Below are 20,125 nucleotides of genomic sequence, written 5' to 3'. Positions count from 1 at the left end.
CCTTCATCACCTTTCATATAAGTCAATGAACCAACAATGCTGACAGGGGAATCCATCTCATAACGGTAGTGAAGGTTCACCCCACGAATATTCTTAAAATTTTGAACCTTACTTTGTGCATAACCTACAGCGACAGTATTCGAGTCCGGATGAGGCAATGAACCACCCATAAAACCGGATACGGCTAAAGTTGCAAGGAACGGTTTTTTCATCATCCTAACTAATAATTACCCTTCATGTTTATTAACTATTTAAAGTATAGATAGTTTTTGCGGGATGCTTAGGTAAAATGCAATAAATTTGAAAAGATAGAATTATTGACAATGGCGCGTAATCATTACCTATAGAAATTACACCTTCAAAAAACAAGTGAACTTTTGTTTTAAATAGATATCAAATTGATATCTAAACATTTATTTTTGATATTGATCCATTACATTATCTTTTTGTAAATTAGATACAATTTTTCTTCCGGCTTAACAAGTTAACAAATAAGATTTAATATTATCATTCTCTTTATATTTTCAAAATAAAATCACTTTATTAATACCAGCAATATCAAATCAATTTCACCCTGCAATTTACTAAAGGAAATGACAATGAAATTAGAAACGCTATCCATCCATGCCGGTTACTCACCTGATCCCACAACCAAATCCGTTGCTGTGCCAATTTATCAAACAACTTCCTACGCCTTTGATGATTCCCAACATGGCGCTGACCTGTTTGATTTGAAAGTTGAAGGCAACATTTATACCCGCATCATGAATCCGACCAATGATGTACTGGAAAAACGTGTCGCCGCTTTAGAAGGAGGAATTGGTGCGCTTGTGGTTGCTTCTGGCATGGCGGCAATCACCTACGCTATCCAGACGATTGCCGGTCTGGGAGATAACATTGTCTCCGTAGCGAAATTGTATGGTGGAACTTATAACCTGATGGCGCACAATTTCCCACGTATGGGGATCGAAACACGTTTTGTCGATCATAACGATCTCACAACCATTGAAGCGATGATTGACGAAAAAACCAAAGCGGTCTTTTGCGAATCTATCACCAACCCAAGTGGGAATATCGTTGACATTCAGGCATTGGCCGATATTGCCCATCGGCACGGTGTACCTCTTATTGTCGATAATACTGTCGCAACGCCTTATTTATGCCGCCCGTTTGAACATGGCGCAGATATCATTATCCACTCCCTGACCAAATATATTGGAGGCCACGGAACGTCGATGGGCGGAATGATTGTCGATTCAGGCAAATTCCTTTGGGCGGAGCATCAAGATCGCTTTGCGGTTTTAAATACTCCGGATCCGTCATACCACGGAATAAACTATACCGAACATTTTGGTGCCGCAGCTTTTATTGCTCGCTGTCGTGTCGGGCAACTGCGCAGCACTGGCGCAGCATTATCTCCTTTTAATGCTTTCCTGATCTTACAGGGCCTTGAAACATTGGCTCTTCGTATGGAACGCCATACTGAAAATGCCCTGACAATTGCGCAATATCTGGAACAACATCCTCAAGTTTCTTGGGTTAAATATGCAGGCTTGCCGTCACATCCTGAGCATGATTTGGCTATCCGTTATATGAATGGGAAACCTTCTGCCATTCTATCCTTCGGCATCAAAGGCGGGGAAAAAGCAGCTGTACGCTTTATCGATGCCCTGCAACTGATCGTACGTTTGGTCAATATTGGTGATGCCAAATCACTGGCTTGTCATCCGGCATCCACAACTCACCGTCAATTGAATGATGAAGAAATGGAAAAAGCAGGAGTGTTGCGCGATCTGATTCGCCTATCTATCGGCATCGAACACAGCGATGACATTATTGCCGATCTTGCACAAGCTCTGGATGCAGCAAAATAATTTTCAATATTATTGATTGTGTTAATAATAAATCATCGATATCAATATTTATTGATATCGATGAAGTAATAAAAAAGATGACACTCATCATAAAAAATAAAAAAAATTAAACTTACTCTTAAAGAACAATTAGAAGCAATTAGTGCTTTCGCCTATAAGAATGATCATGGCAATTTTGGTAATTGGTTTGATAGAGGAATAAAAGCCTTATCCGTCAAACTCGATCACAATGTAAATGGTAGTGAGATATTTCCTGATAACTATACCCCTGAAGAATATCAACAACTCATGTATGCCTGTTTAGAATCATGGTGTTTCGGGGGTATGGGAACATGGAATGATATTTCCTTTGATGATAAAGACATTCAACAAGAGTATGAATTACTTTCAGACAAGCTATTTGAACTCATTCATATTGCACTGCTTGTTGCATCAAACCCTTGGCCAAGGCCGTAACCTCAAAAAATTTCATTACACGGATACATATTACAAACACAGATGCAGTAGCTGCTTCCTCCATTCTGGGCAGGAATTTACGACATTTTTCGCAAAAAAATAGGGCTGAATAACATCAGCCCTCAACTATTCAATAAAATATTAAGCCTTAAACGTGATCCATGACTGGATTAGTCTCGCTTATATTACCCCAACACCCAATCTTCAAGTCTTAACCCCGATACTCGTTCAAATTCACGGGTGTTATTTGTCACAAGTACCATACCCAATGAGCGGGCATGACCTGCAATCATACTGTCATAGGGGCCGATAGGTGTTCCGTTTTTTGCCAATTCAGCACGAATCTGTCCGGTATGGACAGCTGCATCAAAACCATATGTCATGACTTCTAAACGTGCAGCGAATCCCTCAATAATATCCAGATTCTTTTTAAGATTCGCTGATTTTTCTGCGCCATAAATCAACTCCATCAATGTGACAGAACTGATGCAAAGCTGACCATAATGTTGGTAAAAAGCTTCTCTGACTTTCTGTGGTTTGTTCTTGATAGTATAAATACAAATATTAGTATCAAGCATATATTTAATCATCAGAATTCTTCCCTGATCTGTTCACTTGGCTGCTGTCTATCAGTCATAAAATCAGGGGTAACATCTTCGCCATCAAACCAACTATCCCATCCTTCACCTGCCGGAGTTATGATGCGGGTTCGACCAATAGCAATAATATCAACATGTTTTACGTCTTCCGGTAAAGCAACAGCTTTTGGCAAGCGTACCGCCTGACTTCGATTACTTTTAAAGACTGTTGTTTTTTCCATACTGACCTCCGAAATCAAGTTTTCTGATTAAGTTCGTTGAAAAGCATAGTCCTTTCATGGGATATGTCAATGGGATATACCAGACTTTATTTGTTTTAATTTTATTCAAAAACGGGGGTACCCTGCCAAACTGGTTCCCTTACTTTGCACAGGAATACGCTTTAATACATATCTATACCAATCTAACTTGAAGATGCAGGTTTTAAAATCTGAAAATTGTCAGTCAGTCGAGTCGTCAATTCTTTCGCTTTTTCTGGCAACGTGACATGAAAAAAGTGACGAAGGGTTTCACGAAACGTTTTCGTATCCGGAAAATAAACATTGTTACGCACTTGCTCATTCATATACTTCCACAATCGCTCTATCGGATTGAGATTTGGGCTATCTATAAGGCGGGAGGTAATGCAATTCAATATTCAGGACATACGCCATCTCTTTCACCAACTCGGCTCGGTGGTAACCCGCACCATCCAGAATAATATGGATTTTTTGCGAAAGCGGATAAATTTCCCGGATTGAGCCGAAAAACAGGACGACATTTTTTGCGTTAATCGTCGGGTATTCACGAATAATAGTCTCTTCAATCCGTTGCAAATTGAGTGCGCCCATGAATAGGAGGAAAATTCTCTACCCGACCGGAAAGCACTGGGGTCGCCCATCGTGGCGATGGCGGCAGTCGCAATCGATGATATACAAAGAAAAATCCTCAGGGAGTAATAGAAAAATATTATTTGGATGAATTGATCGAGAGGGCTCAGGATGGCAACGGGCATTTGAAAAGTTTTTTCCATTTTTATCAGCTCACGTCATTGTTATAATAAATTGTTATAAGAAACGAGAAAGCGGTGCTCAAACACACCGCATAAGCCCCAAATTACCAATTCAGCTCTTCCACCAGCGTCGCCACCATTACCGCCTTAATGGTATGCATCCGGTTTTCAGCCTGATCAAACACAATACTGTGTTTTGATTCAAAGACTTCATTCGTCACTTCCAGACCGCCATATAAATTAAATTCTTGCGCCAGTTGCTGGCCGAGCACCGTTTCTTCATCGTGAAAGGCCGGAAGGCAATGCAGAAATTTTACTTCCGGGTTCCCCGTCATTTTCACAACGTCCATATTGACCTGATAAGGCTTCAATAATGCAATGCGTTCCTGCCAGACTGACTTTGGCTCACCCATTGATACCCAAACATCGGTATACAGAAAATCAGCTTCTTTTACACCTTGTGTAATATCTTCTGTTAGAGTGATCTGACCGCCAGTTTTCTCTGCGTGTTTTTGGCATGCTGCAACCAAATTGGTATCAGGCCAGCATGCTTTTGGCGCGACTAAGCGGAGATCCATCCCCGTCAATGCCGCAGCTTCCAGCATGGTGTTACCCATGTTATTGCGGGCGTCGCCCAAATAAGCAAATTTGATTTCAGATAGCGGTTTTTGGCTGTGCTCCTGCATGGTCATTAAATCCGCCAGCAGTTGGGTCGGGTGGAATTCATCCGTCAGGCCATTCCAGACCGGAACGCCTGCGTATTGCGCTAACGTTTCGACAATACGCTGGCCGTAACCACGATATTGGATGCCGTCATACAGTCGCCCAAGCACTCGTGCGGTGTCCTTGATGGATTCTTTGTGCCCGATCTGGCTGCCATTTGAGCCTAAATAGGTAACATTGGCACCTTGATCATAGGCTGCGACTTCAAATGCACTGCGTGTACGGGTGGAATCTTTTTCGAAAATAAGAACAATGTTTTTTCCCTTGAGTAAAGGCGATTCCAAACCTGATTTTTTATTCGTTTTTAATTCATGAGCCAATGTTAAAAGAGTATTAACTTCTGTAGGGATAATATCAAGAAGCCTTAGGAACGAGCGTTGAAAAAATGGGTTCATTATGGATTGTCTCCATCAGCGCAATATTGAATTTATATTCACTATATCTCGATAAAAAATCCGATTGCAAGTTTCGTTTTTGGTGCTTGCGAGAGTGACAGTATTAAGACTGATTATGGTTCAGTCGATTGCGGTTTGTACTTCTCCCTGAACAAAATTGGATAGATATATCCTTTGTAAAGAAAAGATGGGAGAATGCAAAACATGACAGCCAACTGACGGAGGGGATTGGCATGGCAGACCCACATGCTTTAGAAGAACAGCGTGAAGAGACTCGTTTGATCATCGAAGAATTATTGGAAGATGGCAGTGATCCTGAAGCGCTTTATATTATTGAACACCACTTTTCGGCAGAAAACTTCGATCAACTGGAGAAGGCCGCTCTGGAAGCATTTAAGCTAGGTTATGAAGTGACAGATGCAGAAGAGCTGGAAACAGAAGATCGTGTTGTTCTGATGTGTTGCGATGTGATCAGTGAAAGTCGTCTGGAAGCCGAACTGATCAACGTACAGGTCGAGCAACTGATGGATCTGGCTGAAAAGATGGGTGTGAATTACGATGGTTGGGGAACGTATTTTGAAGATCCCAACGCGCCGGATGATGAAGATGACGAAGGTGATCTCTTTCCCCCAGAGGAAGATGAACCCAGACTGCATTAAGATCTTTTGAAGATAGCGTGACCGCCGAATGCCCCACTTGTTTAGTGGGGCTGATTTATTGGGGGGGTAATCGTTATAGTGCCTTGAGCATCCTGACTTCACAGTCGCTGTGGCCTGTATTGCCAAGTGGCTCATCAAGATAGCTGAAGCCCAGTTTTTCATATAAGGCAATGGCAGCTTTCAAAGTATCCGTTGTTTCCAGATAACAGCGTTTAAAACCTTGCTCTGTACCAAATTCGAGTGATTGCTTCACGATTTGCCTGGCAACCCCTTTTCCCCGTAGTACCGATGAAAGGTACATTTTTTGCAATTCGCAGGTATCACTGTCACCTCCGGCCAGCGGAGCAACCCCACCGCCGCCAACGACTTCGCCATCCATTTCAACAACCCAGTAAGCACTGCGCGGCTGATTGTAAACTTCGTACAATGTATCCAGAATCGGATCAGCAACGGCAAAACCTTTGTCTGCGGTTAAGCCATGCTCGGCAGATACTTCACGGATAACAGCGGCGATGCCGGTGTTGTCTTGTTGGGTGATAGGGCGAATAACGTAGTTGTGTCTGCTTTTTGTTGTCATTTTTTATCTTTCTATTTTTATTGATAGGGAGGTAAATAATACATTATGAAATATATTGGTCTAGCCAATAATTCATTGGGTGAATGTATGCAAATGAATCTATGTAACATGCTGATAAGTTGCTTATCCCGCACTTCGTTTTAGTTCCGATTCGATTTAACCTCAATTTGTTCTGAATAATGTAGTTGAAAATAGCGCTCCAGAAATTCAATCGTTACCCTGACACGAGCAGACATCGCCAGACGTGTGACATAGACCGCCCAGATATTTGCTGATTGATAATATTCAGGCAGGATATGGACTAACGCCCCTGATTTGATGCTCTCCCTGACATCCCAATAAGAGCGTAAAGTAATGCCATGACCATCAAGGCACCACTGATGAATAATTTCACCATGATTGGATGACATAGGCCCGGTGACTTTCACCGATTGAGAGCCGGTACTGTTTTGTAATTGCCAGATTCCGAAAGGGTGATCTCTCTCCTTGATCACCAGACAGGAGTGAGAAGGGAGGTCATTCAGTGATTTTGGCATCGGATTACGTGCGAGATAAGCCGGTGATGCGCAAAGAATTCGGTGGTTAGATGCGAGCTTGCGTGCGATAAGATTATTATCAATATCATCACCAACCCGAATATCCAAATCAATGCCTTCAGTGACTAAATCGATAATGCGATCTTCTACATCAAATCGCAGTTCTAATTGTGGATAGGCCTGAATAAGTGCGGATAACGCAGGCGCAACGAATTGCCGACCAAAACCGAAGCTACTGACGATCCTAATTGTCCCTTGCGGTTCTTGCCGAAGTTCAGAAAGTTCATCCAGCATCTGGTGAACATCATTGAGAATACGTTGTGCCCATTCGTATATGCGTTCGCCATCTTCCGTAATTGAGACGCGACGTGTTGTTCTATGTAATAGGGTGACATTTAATATGTTTTCTAATATTGCAATGCGTTTACTGATAAAGGCCGGAGATGCCCCAATTTCTTCGGCTGCGGCGACAAAACTGGCTCTCTTGGCGACTAAAAGGAAAACACGTAGATCCTGTAAAATAGGTAAATTGTTCATAAATCGTAAATTATGTTTCTACATTTTTCAGATTGAATGCAAATCAGTCAATTATAAGATAGCCGGAAAGTCAATTTAGTATCCTGATAAATGAGAGATATCTAATGAAAAAACTGTTTAAAATTGCTGCAATTCCGGGAGATGGAATTGGTCATGAGGTTCTTCCGGAAGGCATTCGGGTATTGCAGGCTGTAGCTGAAAAGTGGGATATCTGTTTATCGTTTGAGCATTTTGAATGGGCAAGCTGTGATTATTATCTTCAGCACGGCAAAATGATGCCCGACGATTGGTTTAAGCAGCTTATGGGGTTTGACGCTATCTATTTTGGTGCTGTTGGCTGGCCTGAAACGGTACCTGATCATATCTCGCTTTGGGGTTCACTGCTTAAATTTCGACGTGAATTTCAGCAATATGTCAATTTGCGCCCTGTACGTCTCTTACCGGGAGTGCCTTGCCCGCTGGCGAACAAGAAACCGGAAGATATCGATTTTTATGTGGTCAGAGAGAATACGGAAGGGGAATATTCTACGATTGGTGGCCGCCTTCATGAAGGCACAGAACATGAAGTGGTGATCCAGGAGTCGGTTTTTACCCGCCGTGGGGTTGACCGTATCTTGAAATATGCGTTTGAATTAGCACAAAGTCGCCCCCGTAATTTATTAACATCGGCCACTAAATCAAACGGATTAGCGATTAGCATGCCTTATTGGGACGAGCGGGTCGAAGAGATGGCAAAACAGTATCCCGGCGTAAAATGGGATAAGCAGCATATTGATATCCTTTGTGCCCGGTTTGTGTTAAATCCAGAGCGTTTTGATGTCGTTGTTGCTTCCAATTTGTTTGGCGATATTCTTTCTGATTTAGGGCCTGCCTGTACTGGCACAATCGGGCTTTCACCTTCTGCGAATCTGAATCCGGAAAGGAATTTCCCTTCTTTATTTGAGCCTGTTCATGGGTCAGCCCCCGATATTTATGGCAAAAATATTGCCAATCCAATCGCAATGATTTGGGCTGGCGCCATGATGTTACAGTTTTTGGGTAAAGCTGCCTTAGATGAAGGCGATACGCGTTATCAGGATGCCCATGACGATATTTTATCTGCCATTGAAGCGGTGATAAGGGAAGGGATCGTCACACCAGATATGAAAGGTAAAGCATCGACGCAACAGGTTGGGGAAGCTATTGTTAATCATTTAACTAATTAAAAATATACCCTTCGTCTTTCAAGTTGCCTCTTTGTTGGCTGCACTCACTCACCCCAGTCACATAGTTATCTATGCTCCTGGGGATTCGTTCCCTTGCCGCCGCGACGCAACTTGAAATCCATTGGGTATAGTTAAATGATTCTTTCTTATAAAAACCACACTCTTTTTTAGGGTGTGGTTTTTTTATGATTATTAACTTGTTTTTTTATTGTCAGCCATGACTCTTACTCTTCTGCTTTTTAACGTATGTCACAAGATATTATTTACGATGTGTGTTTTATCTATTTACTGTCCGGCTCATTGCTTAAATTGTGTATCAACAATATATTCTAGTTTTTAGCCAAAAGAGGCAATAAGTGTCGTTCCCACTTATTGCACGTTTTCCTTTTGTCGTGTCTATACCCGATAATCATAACAACGATAATAGGCATTTTGTCGCAATACCGAATGAATTTTCATATTCAATGGAACTCTATCCCTATGAATGATGGAGGATATGCACAAAGTGACGAAACGGAGGTTTCATGTTCAGCAACACAAAAAAAGATATTTCCTTAATTGCAATAAGTCTTGCTTGTATTATTGTAATAGCGGTATCACTTAGTTTGTTTCCTGAAAAAACCAGTATTATTGCTAATGCAATTTTTAATGGGCTGACTCGCTTACTTGGATCAATTATTCAAATATTAGTTCTTGCCGCTTTAGTGTTTGTTCTGTATTTGGCGATAAGTAAATATGGCAATGTTCGATTAGGTGAAGGAAAACCTGAATATAACACGGTGTCCTGGTTGTTTATGTTTATTTGTGCGGGGCTTGGTTCATCGACCTTATATTGGGGAGTGATGGAATGGGCATATTATTACCAAACGCCCGGTTTGAATATTACGCCTCAAACCCCTAAAGCATTGGAGTACAGTATCAGTTACTCTTTTTTCCATTGGGGAATCAGTGCCTGGGCAACTTATGCACTGGCTTCATTGATAATGGCTTATCATTTCCATGTCAGAAAAAATAAAGGGTTGAGCTTATCAGGGATTATTTCCGCTATTATAAACATTAACCCTCATGGTTTTTGGGGCCGCCTTATTGACATGATATTTTTAATTGCTACTGTCGGGGCGTTAACGATTTCTTTAGTTGTGACTGCGGCTACATTAAGTGGCGGGCTTTCTTCACTAACAGGTATACCTAATAATTTTATTGTTCAAACTATAATTACATTATTAGCTGCATTGATTTTTTGTTTAAGTTCTTATATTGGCATTGATAATGGTATGCGGCGTTTAAGCCAAATGGTGGGATGGGGAGCATTTGGTTTTGCTTTACTTGTCCTGATTGTGGGGCCAACGGAATTTATTATTAATAATATTATTAATACAATTGGGTTAACAACGCAGAATTTTTTGCAAATGAGTTTATTTACCGATCCGATGGGAGATGGTCAATTTACACGTAGTTGGACCGTATTCTATTGGTTATGGTGGATCTCTTATACTCCCGGTGTTGCCATGTTTGTGACCCGGGTTTCTCATGGGCGCAAAATTAAAGAAGTGATTTGGGCGTTGTTATTAGGCAGTACGTTTGGTTGCTGGTTCTTCTTTGGTGTTTTGGAAAGCTACGCAATACATCAATTTATTACCGGCGTTATTAATGTACCTGAAGTATTGAATACGTTGGGGGGTGAAACAGCCGTTCACCAACTATTGAATGCCTTGCCATTAGGCCAATTTTTCCTTGCTGCTTATCTCTTTATCATGATTATTTTCTTGGCCTCGCATATGGATGCGGTTGCTTACACTATGGCGGCAACCAGCACGCGCAATTTAAGTGAAGGCCAGGACCCCAGCCGGAATTTACGCCTTTTCTGGTGCGTAGTGATTACGCTAATCCCACTTTCAATCCTATTTACGCAAGCCTCCTTAGAGACAATGAAAACCACCGTAGTGCTCACTGCACTGCCTTTTTTAGTGATTCTTCTGATTAAAACATATGGTTTTATTCGCTGGATAAAACAAGATTATGCACACATTCCTGCACATCTTATTGATAGTCCGAACCAGCAAGAACCTGTTGTTGCGCCAACATCCATGACACCTATCGAGAAAAAAGCATCCCCGCCAGTCATGGCTTCATCAACGAAAATTAAGGAATTGATATGAGCATTCAACACCAGAATTTCACACTACCCAAAAACTTTTGTGCAATCCCAACAGAAGCGTACACCATGCCAGCGCGTTTCTATACTTCTCAGGACGTGTTTGATTATGAGAAAGAGGCGATTTTTGCCAAGAGTTGGATCTGTGTTGCACACAGCAGTGAACTTGCCAATCCTAATGATTATGTTACGCGTGAAATTATTGGCGAGAGCATTGTGATTGTTCGTGGGCGCGACAACGTATTGCGTGCATTCTTTAACGTTTGTCCTCATCGTGGGCACCAGTTATTAACAGGAGAAGGCAAGGCAAAAAATGTCATCACTTGCCCTTATCATGCCTGGACATTCAAGCTCGACGGAACTTTGGCCCATGCCCGTAACTGCGAGAATGTGGCTAATTTCGATAAAGATTTAGCGCAATTATCCCCTGTAAAACTGGAAGAATATGCCGGTTTTGTCTTTATTAATATGGACATGAATGCCGGCACAGTTGAGGAACAATTACCGGGGTTAAGCGCTAAGGTATTAGAGGCTTGCCCCGAAGTCTATGAGTTAAAGTTGGCAGATCGTTTCACGACGGTAACACCGGCGAACTGGAAAAGCATTGTTGATAACTATCTGGAATGTTATCACTGTGGCCCTGCTCATCCGGGTTTTTCAACCTCAGTTCAGGTAGATCGCTATTGGCATACCATGCATGAGAAATGGTCATTGCAATTTGGCTATGCGATCCCCTCTGATCAATCTTTCAAATTTGAAGGTGAATCTTCATTTCATGGCTTTTGGTTATGGCCTTGTACCATGTACAACGTGACGCCAATTAAAGGCATGATGACGGTGATCTATGAATTCCCTATAGATGCCGAAACAACACTGCAACATTACGATATTTATTTTACTAATGAAGATTTGACTCAAGAACAGAAATCTTTGATTGAATGGTATCGCGACGTTTTTCGTCCTGAAGATTTGCGCTTGGTTGAGAGCGTGCAGAAAGGGCTTAAATCCCGTGGTTATCCTGGTCAGGGACGCATCATGGCGGATAGCACCGGAAGTGGAATTAGTGAGCACGGTATTGCTTATTTCCACAACCTTATTGCCCAGATTTACCATGAATAAAGTGGCGTTGGGTAAAGGCAGTCATGGAATGGGTTTAATCAGTGAGGTCATTAAGTGAATATCTTAGATAATCCTTTTTTTCGCCAGCAGGCTTATATCAGCGGGCAATGGTGCGATGCGGACAATAAAGAGACATTGGATGTCACCGATCCTGCTACAGGAAAAACCATAGGGAAAATACCTAATATGGCAGCGAGTGAAGCGAAAAAAGCCATTCAGGCTGCGCATGATGCCTTACCGGAATGGCGGGCATTAACAGGTCACCAGCGTGCCCGGTTATTACAAAATTGGTTTCGTTTAGTCAGTGAGAATAAAAAACAGCTTGCAGAAATCATGACATTAGAGCAAGGAAAACCGCTGGCAGAAGCTGAAGGTGAAATCGTCTACGCCGCCTCTTTTATCGAGTGGTTTGCAGAACAAGGAAAGCGTACAAACGGGGAAATTATTCCTTCGCCAACGGTGGATAAGCGCCTGATGGTGATTAAACAAGGAATTGGCGTTTGTGCGGCTATTACGCCCTGGAATTTCCCTGCGGCAATGGTGACCCGCAAAGCTGCACCTGCCCTTGCGGCAGGTTGTACCATGGTCATAAAACCCGCGAATGAAACTCCATTTACGGCATTGGCACTGGTGGAGTTAGCGATTCAGGCGGGTATTCCTGCGGGGGTGATAAATATAATCACGGGGCATTCACGCATTATTGGTGAAACATTCACCACAGATGATCGTGTGCGCAAACTGAGTTTTACGGGTTCAACGGAGGTAGGACGCTTATTAATGCGTCAATGCTCAGACAGTATCAAAAAAGTATCTTTGGAGTTAGGCGGAAATGCACCCTTTATTGTCTTTGATGATGCTGATGTCGAAAAAGCGGTAGAAGGTGCGATTGCAGCGAAATTTCGTAATGCAGGGCAAACTTGTGTTTGTGTGAATCGCTTCTATATTCACCAGGCTATTTATCCGACATTCAGCCAGCGTTTTGTTGAAGAAGTACAAAAACTTAAAGTCGGTAATGGTTTTGAGCAAGAAACACAAATAGGGCCACTGATTAACGCGAAATCAGCGGATAAAGTTCAATCTCTTTTAGATGATGCATTAAATAAAGGTGCGGATTTATTATTCGGTGGTCAACGTCATGCTTTAGGCGACAATTTCTTTATGCCAACGGTACTCGGTAACGTTGCCGGAAATAGCCTGCTATTAGAAGAGGAGATATTTGGGCCTGTTGCACCTCTGGTTATTTTTGATGATGAAGATAGCGTTATCGAATCTGCTAATAATACTATTTATGGGCTTGCTGCCTATTTTTATACTGAAAATCCACAACGCATTTGGCGGGTTTCAGAGAAGTTAGAATATGGCATGGTAGGTATTAATACCGGTCTTATTTCTAATGAAGTTGCTCCCTTTGGCGGCGTAAAACAATCTGGTTTAGGGCGTGAGGGTTCGAGCCACGGTATTGAAGATTATTTGGAACTGAAATATCTCTGTCAGGGTTTTTAATGAATAATTGAGAATCACTTATGTCTACTTATCAGAAACTCGGTGTTATTGTCAGTGATATTGAAACTATTACGCCTACGATTAAACGATTTACGTTAATACCGGATGAAAACACACAGCTACCTTCTTTTACCAGCGGAAGCCATATCTTTGTGCAGATGCGGGATGGTGACAACCAGTATAATAATGCTTATTCTCTATTAAACTCCCCTTTTGATGAACAACGTTATCAAATTGCGGTTAAGCGAGAAGAGTATTCTCGTGGTGGATCAGCATTTATGCATGAAAAAGTCGCCATTGGAAATAAACTCATTGTTTCTGAGCCGAATAATTTATTTGCACTAGCGCCCGGGGCTAAAAAACACATATTGATAGCGGGTGGAATTGGGATAACGCCTTTTATGTCCCATTTGCATGAACTGGAACAACAAAATGCTGAGTATGAACTGCATTATTGCTACCGGAATGCCGGCGAACCTGCTTTTACACCAGAGTTAATGGCATCAAGGTTTAAGGATAAAGTAGTTTGTCATATTTCATCTAAGGGGTCTCGTCTTGAACTCGATACACTTATTTCCCGATTACCAGAAGGAAGCCATGTTTATACATGCGGTTCACACTCACTAAATGAGGGCGTAAGACAAGCTGCACAAAAGGTTGGGTTTCCTGATCAGCAATTGCATTTTGAACAATTTGCGATTGAAGATAAAACCGGTGATGCGTTTACAGTGGTTCTGGCTAAATCTGGCGTTGAACTGGAAGTGGATAGCGAATCAACCATCTTACAAGTCATTGAAAGAAATAAGGCCGCATCGATTGAAAGTTTATGCCGTGAAGGAGTATGCGGGACTTGTGAAACAATGATTTTAGAAGGTGAAGCCGATCACCGTGACCAATATCTTAGTGATGAGGAAAGAAAGAGTCAGACATCAATGCTGATTTGTTGTTCCAGAGCGAAAGGGAAACGGTTAGTGTTGGATTTGTAGTCAATATGGGGCTACGGCCCCATATGCAAATTCTTTTGTTGTGTTTTTTATCTGTTTTTCTATGTTTGTTATGTTCGAAGCAATAAAAATGTAGGAAATTAAAAAAATATAGCAGTGGAATCAGTGTGGTAGAAAATATATCAACATTCAGCTTTCTGGAAATCACAGCTCAGTATTGAGTCAGAGTAGAAATCTATGGGTATGCTATTTGCTATCAAGTTGATCGTCACACCGTTATTAATGTTACTCGTTACTCTTTCAGCCAGACGGTGGGGTAGCTTTGTGGGCGGTATATTATCAGGTATGCCGCTGACATCGGGCTCTATCTCAATTTACATGGCGGTTGAACAGGGAGCCTATTTTGCACAACGTTCAGCATTGAGTTCTTTAACAGGAGTCGGTGCCGTTTTATTCACTTATTTGTGCTATATCGCATTGACCCGACGGTACTCGCTTTCTGTTGCTTGCGCGGGTTCAGTATTTCTTTTTTGCGGTGTATCGTGGCTATTGCTTAACATTAATAGCACTCTATTAAGTATCGGTACGATCGTATTGGCGATTTTCTGTATACTCGTGTTCACCCGAAAATATGCAACATCATCACTTAACCGTCAGCCTCCCTCTTTTGATCTGGCTACACGTATCATTATCGCTACCACAATGGTGCTTGCTCTCACGGCATCTGCCAACGCCATCGGATCTGACCTTAGCGGGATACTGGCACCAATACCAGTAATCGCCTGGCCTCTGACGGTGTTTACTCATATCCAGAATGGGCGCACCGATGCTCTGAACGTTATTCGTGGAAATGCGATAAGCGGAGTTGGCGTATTGGCATTTTACCTTATCGTCGAACGGTATATTACGCAGGCAGGATTTATGCTCACGTTTTCATTGGCGATATGTGTATCGCTGCTTACCAGTCTCTTTGTACTGTTTTTATTAAGAAAGCTGCCTTGGTTTTCTTAGTGCTACTGATATCTCCAAATCAATGTGTTATTTATCCGTAGCCTGTTCCTTTTAAGATCCGTTTTTTTATTGATCCAAGACTCAGATCTCGGAACAGGCACTTAGTTCAATTTCTTATCCACGGGTTATTGATAATTTATTTTTTCATTTCAATAATGTACTGGTTACTGCCCGTTAGGGAAAAATTCAAGTTGTATGTATTTGTGATAGAGAATCCAGCTTGTTTTGCGATAGATTCAAATTCTGACTGGTATCGTTCTTTACCTAACAAAAGGGCATCCATATATAAATCAAATGATTCTGCATTTGCATCATTTTGCTCTTTAATCATATCGATAACATATAGAACGGAATCTTCACTCATTGCTTTATGGAAATTTTTTAGAATATCAATGGCTTGATTATCTGGCCAATTATGCAAAACACTTTTTATACAATAAGCATCATATCCTGATGGAATAGCGGAAAAGAAATCGCCATTGATGAACGTGATCCCTTCTGATTCTTGTCTGGTAAAATCATACTGATCCATGACGTGACATTGGATATGTGGATAGTGCATTTTTATATTTTGTGCTAAAGAACCCTGTCCTCCCCCTATATCAATCATTGAAGAAATGCCATTTAGAGGGATATGCTCAATAATATGTTCATTCATTACATCGGTCGCTTTTGACATTAAATTATCAAAAGTCGTTTTGAGGGTTTTACTATGCTCATGACTGAAATAATCAAAAAATTTCTCATGATAGTTAAGTTCAAAAGCAGATTTGCTATTCATTTTACTGAAGGATGCAGCGTATTGTGACCAAGCGCCCCAGCAGATTGGACTTAATTCAAATTTGATATGTAATGTTTCAAGGCTGTCTGGATCACTTAGTGATGAACATTGCTCAGTAAGGTAAAATTTATCATCTTTTTTTGTTAACACATTAAGTGATTGCATATAATTCAATAACCGATGGAACCTATCTTGAGAAACATGGCATAGTTGAGCAAGTTGTTCCACAGTTTTGCCATCTTGGGTGCTTAAATATAGTGGTGCTTTGCTTTCCACAAAAGCAAACAATGCATTAGATTTACGATAAGCAGTGGCCATTTCAAATAGCATTATTTATTTTCCTTATTACAATTTTATAAACAGCTTCTTTTTTGTAGGTAAGTTATTTACTGAATAGGTATTTTTTTTGATTATCCTTTTCTCAACATGTTAATGGATTATCTATAAATTTCCTTTGTTAGTGTTTTTGGTTTTAGTGAGAATAAGATGAATAATAAATTTTTATAGCGCTGGGTTAAATGTTTTTAGTGTGTTTAAATATATTAATTGTCATTAATAAAGAATATTGATATGAAAAATTATAATGTAAACTGACTAATACATACTTAACTATTATACTTGTCGTCTTTCAAGTAATTGATAAATAATATCAGAATGTTATTGTCATGCACTGAATGCACGACATAATACAGGCGTTCAGAAGGCTGGGTATTTAATTTATGACATTATACGAGAACTCAGATAAATACATAAAACCGTAAAGCAGTACCGGAGAAAAAAATTCAACTTAAATAAAAATCATATCCTTTTTATTAAGGAAAAGATCTTGGTTCCCATGGGATTTGTTTTTCTGACAAACCTAATCAAATAGGATTAGGTTTGCCATAGAGAGAATGAATATCCAGAGAAGTAGAGGATTGAAATGCGAATAAGGCGGCCTTATAAAAATACCGCCACCTTATTAAGCAAAGAAAAATTATTTAGAAATATCCACGCCAAAATATTTCTCGGAGATACGGGCATATGTACCGTCATCTTTCATCTCTTGCAGGGCTTTATTAACAGCCTCTACCAATTCAGCATCCCCTTTGCGCAGTAAAACGGCGGATTTACTTGCATCAGCTTGTTGGGCGACGATTCTAACCGGCGCATTAGGGCGCTGTTTTTTAAAATCGAGGAATGACAGTCGATCATTCAATGTGGCATCAGCACGTCCGGTGACGACCAAATCAATGGCTTGGTTAAAACCATCTGTACTGACCAGATTAGCCCCGTAAGACGTTGCCAGTTGCCCGTAATTACTGGTCAGTGATTGGGCGGAACGTTTTCCTTTAATATCCGCAAAGGTTTTAATATCACCATTATTATTACGGGTGATCAGCACGACCTGAGAGGTTGTGTAAGGAATGGAGAAACTGTATTTCGCTGCACGTTCTGGTGTAACACCGACTTGGTTGATAACGGCATCAAAACGTTTGGCATCCAATCCTGCGATCAAACCATCCCATTTGACTTCCATAAATTCAGGTTTAACGTTCAAACGCTGGGCAATTTCCCGTGCGATGTCCACGTCAAAGCCAGTTAATTTGTTGCTGGCATCGTGATAGGTAAAAGGAGGATAAGTGCCTTCCGTACCAACCTTAAAGACGCCAGACGCTTTTATGGCGTCAAAATCTTTGCCGGCATAACCGGGGGCAGAAATAGCAAGGGCAGTCGCGCCCGCCAGTAACAGACTCAAAATTTTTTTCATTGCGTTTCTCCGAATAAATAATGTTGCTGATGTCAAACGTGACTGCTCGCTATATTTCCCAATCCGGCAAGGTTTCTGTCAGGGTTGAAATAAACTCGACAGTGCGCACCTTACTGGGGCGGGTAAAAATGGTTTTTGCCGGGCCAGCTTCAATAATCTCGCCGGATTCCAGAAAGACCACATCATGGGCAAGATTGGCGGCCAGACGTAAATCGTGCGTTGCCATTAACATGGTGGTGCCTTCTCCCGCCAATTGTTTCAGAACGGAAACGACTTCTTTGGATAATTCAGGGTCAAGCGCTGATGTTGGCTCATCACACAGCAGTACTTTGGGGGAAGGTGCCATTGCTCTGGCGATTGCCACACGCTGTTGCTGACCCCCCGATAGTGTGCTCGGCCAGACATCGGCCTTGTGGGACAGGCCTACCTTTTTCAACAGCTCCATAGCCCGTTCTCTGGCGCGTTCGCGGGGCCATTTTTGTACCCAAATCAGCCCTTCCATAATATTTTCAATCACCGTCAGATGCGGGAAAAGCTGAAAATTCTGGAATACCATGCCAGTTTGCAGGCTAAAACGCTGGATTTCACGGTGTGGCAGTTTTTCCTTACCGTTAAAGATAATCAGCTCCTTGCCAATTTCCAGCTTGCCGGCCTGCGGGATCTCCAACAGATTAATACAACGCAGCAAGGTACTTTTCCCACTACCGGAAGGGCCAATAAGCGCCGTCAGGCTACCTTCTTTAATGGTCAGGCTAATATTTTTCAGCACCTTTTGTCCGTCGAAACTTTTCTCAATGTTGGTGAGCTGAATCATCTTTGGCTTCCTTATTATTGCTGCTGTTTTGTTGGGCGAATTTCTTTTCCAACCGGACTTGCAGTGCTGACAGCACCGAGCTTAAGAGTAGATAGAGAATGGCGGCTTCGGTATACAGAATGAGCGGCTGATAGGTAACAGCAGCAATGCGCTGTGCCGCCAGAAACATTTCTGGCACAGTAATAACTGAAGCCAGAGAAGTATCTTTTACCAGTGAAATAAAGGTATTGGACAGAGGGGGAATTGAAAACCGTGCTGCCTGTGGCAAAACAACCCGACGCAGTGATTGCCACCAACTCATGCCGATGGAGTGAGAGGCTTCCCATTGCCCTTTAGGAACCGAAACCAATGCTGCGCGGATCACTTCTGAGGTATAGGCGCCAACATTCAGGGTAAATCCGATAACTGCGGAGGTGAAGGCTTCCAGAGTAATCCCTACGCTGGGCAGAGCGTAGAAGATCAAAAACAGCTGAACCAATAAAGGGGTGCCACGGATTAACCAGACATAAAACCGAGCTACAGCAACCAGTGGCTTAGGGCCATACAGCCTGATTAAAGCAACGATAAACCCCAACGAGATCCCAAGTGCGAAAGTAATCAACGTGAGGGGAATGGTGAATGTCAGGCCGGCGTACAGCATCGGCCACAGGGAATCCAGCGCTAAACTGAGCCAATCTGGGGTCATAGAATCTTCCTAATAGATTGATATTAAAAATATGTTTATTTTTTATAAGGTTGTTTTAATGATGATATGGCAAGAAAAGGATATCGTTATATACAATAAAGTTATAGCTTAGAACTTTAGGGTGCGTTGGCGATATATGTAAATGTGGTAAAAGTTGAATTAATAATTAATAGTGATGTTATTGTGTTCTTAAAAGCTTATTTTAAATAAATAACTTTATTAATTGGTTTTTAGAATGTTTTTTAATAAAGATTTTTATCTAAATCATGAGGGAAATAAATGTAAGATATAGTGGTGAGTCTAATTGTTAACTTTAAGTTTGTTATCGGAGTAATCTTAGAGGTGTTATTAATGGTTGGTAAAATCAGGGGGTTAGTGATGGCAGATAATGTATAATGATAGGATTAGTCTGATATATTAATTTCCTATGGATGAAAAATATTGCATTTCATTTGCATTTAATATTTACTTTCTCACCTTCTTTCAAGCAATTTATAAAATTAACTATCCTAACTTCTTGCTTAAATATCAGTTTCTATATAGGGACTGATGGCTAATCCACAAAATAGTCGCTGTGTTTATTTTTTTATAAATATAAAAGATATTTTTTTGCAAAGCAATAATTAACATCACTTGAATTTAATTGTGTTTTTTATTCACTGAGTAATTAATTGTTTTGATAAAAAATTTATTTGTTTTTATTATGGTGAAATAATGAGAAAGATTTTATTGGCTTTAATTAGTGCTGTATCTATACAGTCTTCTTACGCTTCTTATAAGTATGAGTCCTCAACGCTTGATAATAGCAACA

At 41.1% G+C, this 20,125-nt stretch carries 19 protein-coding genes and 1 pseudogene; 9 read left to right on the top strand and 11 right to left on the bottom strand.

Annotation, left to right across the window (positions count from 1 at the left end; all coding sequences use genetic code 11):
- Positions 1 to 212: porin family protein (locus tag AB204_RS19580; RefSeq protein ID WP_458864243.1), on the bottom strand; the 212-nt coding region annotated here is incomplete at its 3' end.
- Positions 213 to 599: 387 nt separating this feature from the next.
- Here AB204_RS19580 and AB204_RS19575 point away from each other — a divergent pair.
- Positions 600 to 1,874, top strand: coding sequence for a bifunctional O-acetylhomoserine aminocarboxypropyltransferase/cysteine synthase (locus tag AB204_RS19575; RefSeq protein ID WP_047965066.1), 1,275 nt, complete (start codon positions 600 to 602; stop codon positions 1,872 to 1,874).
- Positions 1,875 to 2,198: 324 nt separating this feature from the next.
- Positions 2,199 to 2,330 carry a hypothetical protein gene (locus tag AB204_RS23825; RefSeq protein WP_268802311.1) on the top strand — a complete coding sequence of 44 codons (132 nt, stop codon included), beginning with the start codon at positions 2,199 to 2,201 and terminating at the stop codon, positions 2,328 to 2,330.
- Between the two features lie 185 nt (positions 2,331 to 2,515).
- Here the strand turns inward: AB204_RS23825 and vapC are convergent, their stop codons facing one another.
- From vapC to argF, 4 genes and pseudogenes are all read right to left on the bottom strand, one after another.
- Positions 2,516 to 2,920: a type II toxin-antitoxin system tRNA(fMet)-specific endonuclease VapC gene (gene vapC / locus AB204_RS19570; RefSeq protein ID WP_047965065.1), complete on the bottom strand. Its 405-nt coding sequence runs from the start codon at positions 2,918 to 2,920 to the stop codon at positions 2,516 to 2,518.
- Positions 2,920 to 3,150 (bottom strand): type II toxin-antitoxin system VapB family antitoxin, encoded by a 231-nt coding sequence (gene vapB, locus AB204_RS19565; RefSeq protein WP_047965064.1) that lies wholly within the window; start codon positions 3,148 to 3,150, stop codon positions 2,920 to 2,922. The genes vapC and vapB overlap by 1 nt, the downstream gene beginning before the upstream one ends.
- Positions 3,151 to 3,332: 182 nt before the next feature.
- Positions 3,333 to 3,777 (bottom strand): annotated as a pseudogene (locus AB204_RS21745) (IS630 family transposase); the annotation flags it as partial.
- 247 nt (positions 3,778 to 4,024) lie between these two features.
- Positions 4,025 to 5,038, bottom strand: coding sequence for an ornithine carbamoyltransferase (gene argF / locus AB204_RS19550; protein WP_047965062.1), 1,014 nt, complete (start codon positions 5,036 to 5,038; stop codon positions 4,025 to 4,027).
- A 233-nt stretch (positions 5,039 to 5,271) separates the two neighbouring features.
- Here argF and rraB point away from each other — a divergent pair, with 233 nt between their 5' ends.
- The gene (rraB, locus tag AB204_RS19545) at positions 5,272 to 5,697 is read left to right on the top strand and encodes a ribonuclease E inhibitor RraB (RefSeq protein WP_047965061.1); all 426 of its coding nucleotides are present in this window, start codon (positions 5,272 to 5,274) and stop codon (positions 5,695 to 5,697) included.
- A gap of 73 nt (positions 5,698 to 5,770) precedes the next feature.
- On the opposite strand, the gene AB204_RS19540 is transcribed toward rraB, so the two are convergent.
- Together AB204_RS19540 and AB204_RS19535 are read right to left on the bottom strand one after the other, a co-directional pair.
- A complete protein-coding gene (locus tag AB204_RS19540; RefSeq protein ID WP_047965060.1) occupies positions 5,771 to 6,274 on the bottom strand; it encodes a GNAT family N-acetyltransferase in 504 nt (167 codons plus the stop codon).
- 140 nt (positions 6,275 to 6,414) lie between these two features.
- Positions 6,415 to 7,347, bottom strand: coding sequence for a LysR substrate-binding domain-containing protein (locus AB204_RS19535; RefSeq protein WP_047965059.1), 933 nt, complete (start codon positions 7,345 to 7,347; stop codon positions 6,415 to 6,417).
- Positions 7,348 to 7,451: 104 nt separating this feature from the next.
- Here AB204_RS19535 and AB204_RS19530 point away from each other — a divergent pair, with 104 nt between their 5' ends.
- From AB204_RS19530 to AB204_RS19505, 6 genes are all read left to right on the top strand, one after another.
- Positions 7,452 to 8,552, top strand: a complete 1,101-nt coding sequence (locus tag AB204_RS19530) for a tartrate dehydrogenase (RefSeq protein WP_047965058.1) — start codon at positions 7,452 to 7,454, stop codon at positions 8,550 to 8,552.
- Positions 8,553 to 9,076: 524 nt separating this feature from the next.
- Entirely contained in the window at positions 9,077 to 10,711 is a 1,635-nt protein-coding gene (locus tag AB204_RS19525; protein WP_047965057.1) for a BCCT family transporter, read from the top strand.
- The gene (locus tag AB204_RS19520) at positions 10,708 to 11,826 is read left to right on the top strand and encodes an aromatic ring-hydroxylating oxygenase subunit alpha (protein ID WP_047965056.1); all 1,119 of its coding nucleotides are present in this window, start codon (positions 10,708 to 10,710) and stop codon (positions 11,824 to 11,826) included. The genes AB204_RS19525 and AB204_RS19520 overlap by 4 nt, the downstream gene beginning before the upstream one ends.
- A gap of 54 nt (positions 11,827 to 11,880) precedes the next feature.
- Positions 11,881 to 13,329 (top strand): NAD-dependent succinate-semialdehyde dehydrogenase, encoded by a 1,449-nt coding sequence (locus tag AB204_RS19515; RefSeq protein WP_047965055.1) that lies wholly within the window; start codon positions 11,881 to 11,883, stop codon positions 13,327 to 13,329.
- A gap of 20 nt (positions 13,330 to 13,349) precedes the next feature.
- Positions 13,350 to 14,315, top strand: coding sequence for a PDR/VanB family oxidoreductase (locus AB204_RS19510; protein ID WP_047965054.1), 966 nt, complete (start codon positions 13,350 to 13,352; stop codon positions 14,313 to 14,315).
- A 195-nt stretch (positions 14,316 to 14,510) separates the two neighbouring features.
- On the top strand, positions 14,511 to 15,284 hold the full coding sequence (locus tag AB204_RS19505; RefSeq protein WP_053067957.1) for a hypothetical protein: 774 nt from the start codon (positions 14,511 to 14,513) through the stop codon (positions 15,282 to 15,284).
- Between the two features lie 136 nt (positions 15,285 to 15,420).
- Here AB204_RS19505 and AB204_RS19500 read toward each other — a convergent pair whose 3' ends face one another.
- The 4 genes from AB204_RS19500 to AB204_RS19485 all read right to left on the bottom strand — a co-directional run bounded on the left by AB204_RS19500 (position 15,421) and on the right by AB204_RS19485 (position 19,314).
- A complete protein-coding gene (locus AB204_RS19500) occupies positions 15,421 to 16,395 on the bottom strand; it encodes a methyltransferase (protein WP_047965053.1) in 975 nt (324 codons plus the stop codon).
- 646 nt (positions 16,396 to 17,041) lie between these two features.
- Positions 17,042 to 17,815 carry an amino acid ABC transporter substrate-binding protein gene (locus AB204_RS19495; protein ID WP_047965052.1) on the bottom strand — a complete coding sequence of 258 codons (774 nt, stop codon included), beginning with the start codon at positions 17,813 to 17,815 and terminating at the stop codon, positions 17,042 to 17,044.
- A gap of 49 nt (positions 17,816 to 17,864) precedes the next feature.
- Positions 17,865 to 18,629 (bottom strand): amino acid ABC transporter ATP-binding protein, encoded by a 765-nt coding sequence (locus tag AB204_RS19490; protein ID WP_047965051.1) that lies wholly within the window; start codon positions 18,627 to 18,629, stop codon positions 17,865 to 17,867.
- Positions 18,607 to 19,314 (bottom strand): amino acid ABC transporter permease, encoded by a 708-nt coding sequence (locus AB204_RS19485; protein ID WP_047965050.1) that lies wholly within the window; start codon positions 19,312 to 19,314, stop codon positions 18,607 to 18,609. Before AB204_RS19485 ends, AB204_RS19490 begins: the two co-directional genes overlap by 23 nt.
- Between the last annotated feature and the right edge of the window lie 811 nt (positions 19,315 to 20,125).

The sequence above is a fragment of the Xenorhabdus khoisanae genome (genome assembly GCF_001037465.1).
Taxonomy (GTDB): Bacteria; Pseudomonadota; Gammaproteobacteria; order Enterobacterales; family Enterobacteriaceae; genus Xenorhabdus; species Xenorhabdus khoisanae.
The sequence above is the reverse complement of the archived record's forward strand: the minus strand, read 5'-3'. Positions and strand labels throughout refer to the sequence as shown.

What these genes read in the sequence shown, in the direction of transcription:
- AB204_RS19575 (WP_047965066.1), top strand. Translation starts at nt 600, where the DNA reads ATGAAATTAGAAACGCTATCCATCCATGCCGGTTACTCACCTGATCCC.
- AB204_RS23825 (WP_268802311.1), top strand. Translation starts at nt 2,199, where the DNA reads ATGGGAACATGGAATGATATTTCCTTTGATGATAAAGACATTCAACAA.
- vapC (WP_047965065.1), bottom strand. Translation starts at nt 2,920, where the DNA reads ATGATTAAATATATGCTTGATACTAATATTTGTATTTATACTATCAAG.
- vapB (WP_047965064.1), bottom strand. Translation starts at nt 3,150, where the DNA reads ATGGAAAAAACAACAGTCTTTAAAAGTAATCGAAGTCAGGCGGTACGC.
- argF (WP_047965062.1), bottom strand. Translation starts at nt 5,038, where the DNA reads ATGAACCCATTTTTTCAACGCTCGTTCCTAAGGCTTCTTGATATTATC.
- rraB (WP_047965061.1), top strand. Translation starts at nt 5,272, where the DNA reads ATGGCAGACCCACATGCTTTAGAAGAACAGCGTGAAGAGACTCGTTTG.
- AB204_RS19540 (WP_047965060.1), bottom strand. Translation starts at nt 6,274, where the DNA reads ATGACAACAAAAAGCAGACACAACTACGTTATTCGCCCTATCACCCAA.
- AB204_RS19535 (WP_047965059.1), bottom strand. Translation starts at nt 7,347, where the DNA reads ATGAACAATTTACCTATTTTACAGGATCTACGTGTTTTCCTTTTAGTC.
- AB204_RS19530 (WP_047965058.1), top strand. Translation starts at nt 7,452, where the DNA reads ATGAAAAAACTGTTTAAAATTGCTGCAATTCCGGGAGATGGAATTGGT.
- AB204_RS19525 (WP_047965057.1), top strand. Translation starts at nt 9,077, where the DNA reads ATGTTCAGCAACACAAAAAAAGATATTTCCTTAATTGCAATAAGTCTT.
- AB204_RS19520 (WP_047965056.1), top strand. Translation starts at nt 10,708, where the DNA reads ATGAGCATTCAACACCAGAATTTCACACTACCCAAAAACTTTTGTGCA.
- AB204_RS19510 (WP_047965054.1), top strand. Translation starts at nt 13,350, where the DNA reads ATGTCTACTTATCAGAAACTCGGTGTTATTGTCAGTGATATTGAAACT.
- AB204_RS19505 (WP_053067957.1), top strand. Translation starts at nt 14,511, where the DNA reads ATGGGTATGCTATTTGCTATCAAGTTGATCGTCACACCGTTATTAATG.
- AB204_RS19500 (WP_047965053.1), bottom strand. Translation starts at nt 16,395, where the DNA reads ATGCTATTTGAAATGGCCACTGCTTATCGTAAATCTAATGCATTGTTT.
- AB204_RS19495 (WP_047965052.1), bottom strand. Translation starts at nt 17,815, where the DNA reads ATGAAAAAAATTTTGAGTCTGTTACTGGCGGGCGCGACTGCCCTTGCT.
- AB204_RS19490 (WP_047965051.1), bottom strand. Translation starts at nt 18,629, where the DNA reads ATGATTCAGCTCACCAACATTGAGAAAAGTTTCGACGGACAAAAGGTG.
- AB204_RS19485 (WP_047965050.1), bottom strand. Translation starts at nt 19,314, where the DNA reads ATGACCCCAGATTGGCTCAGTTTAGCGCTGGATTCCCTGTGGCCGATG.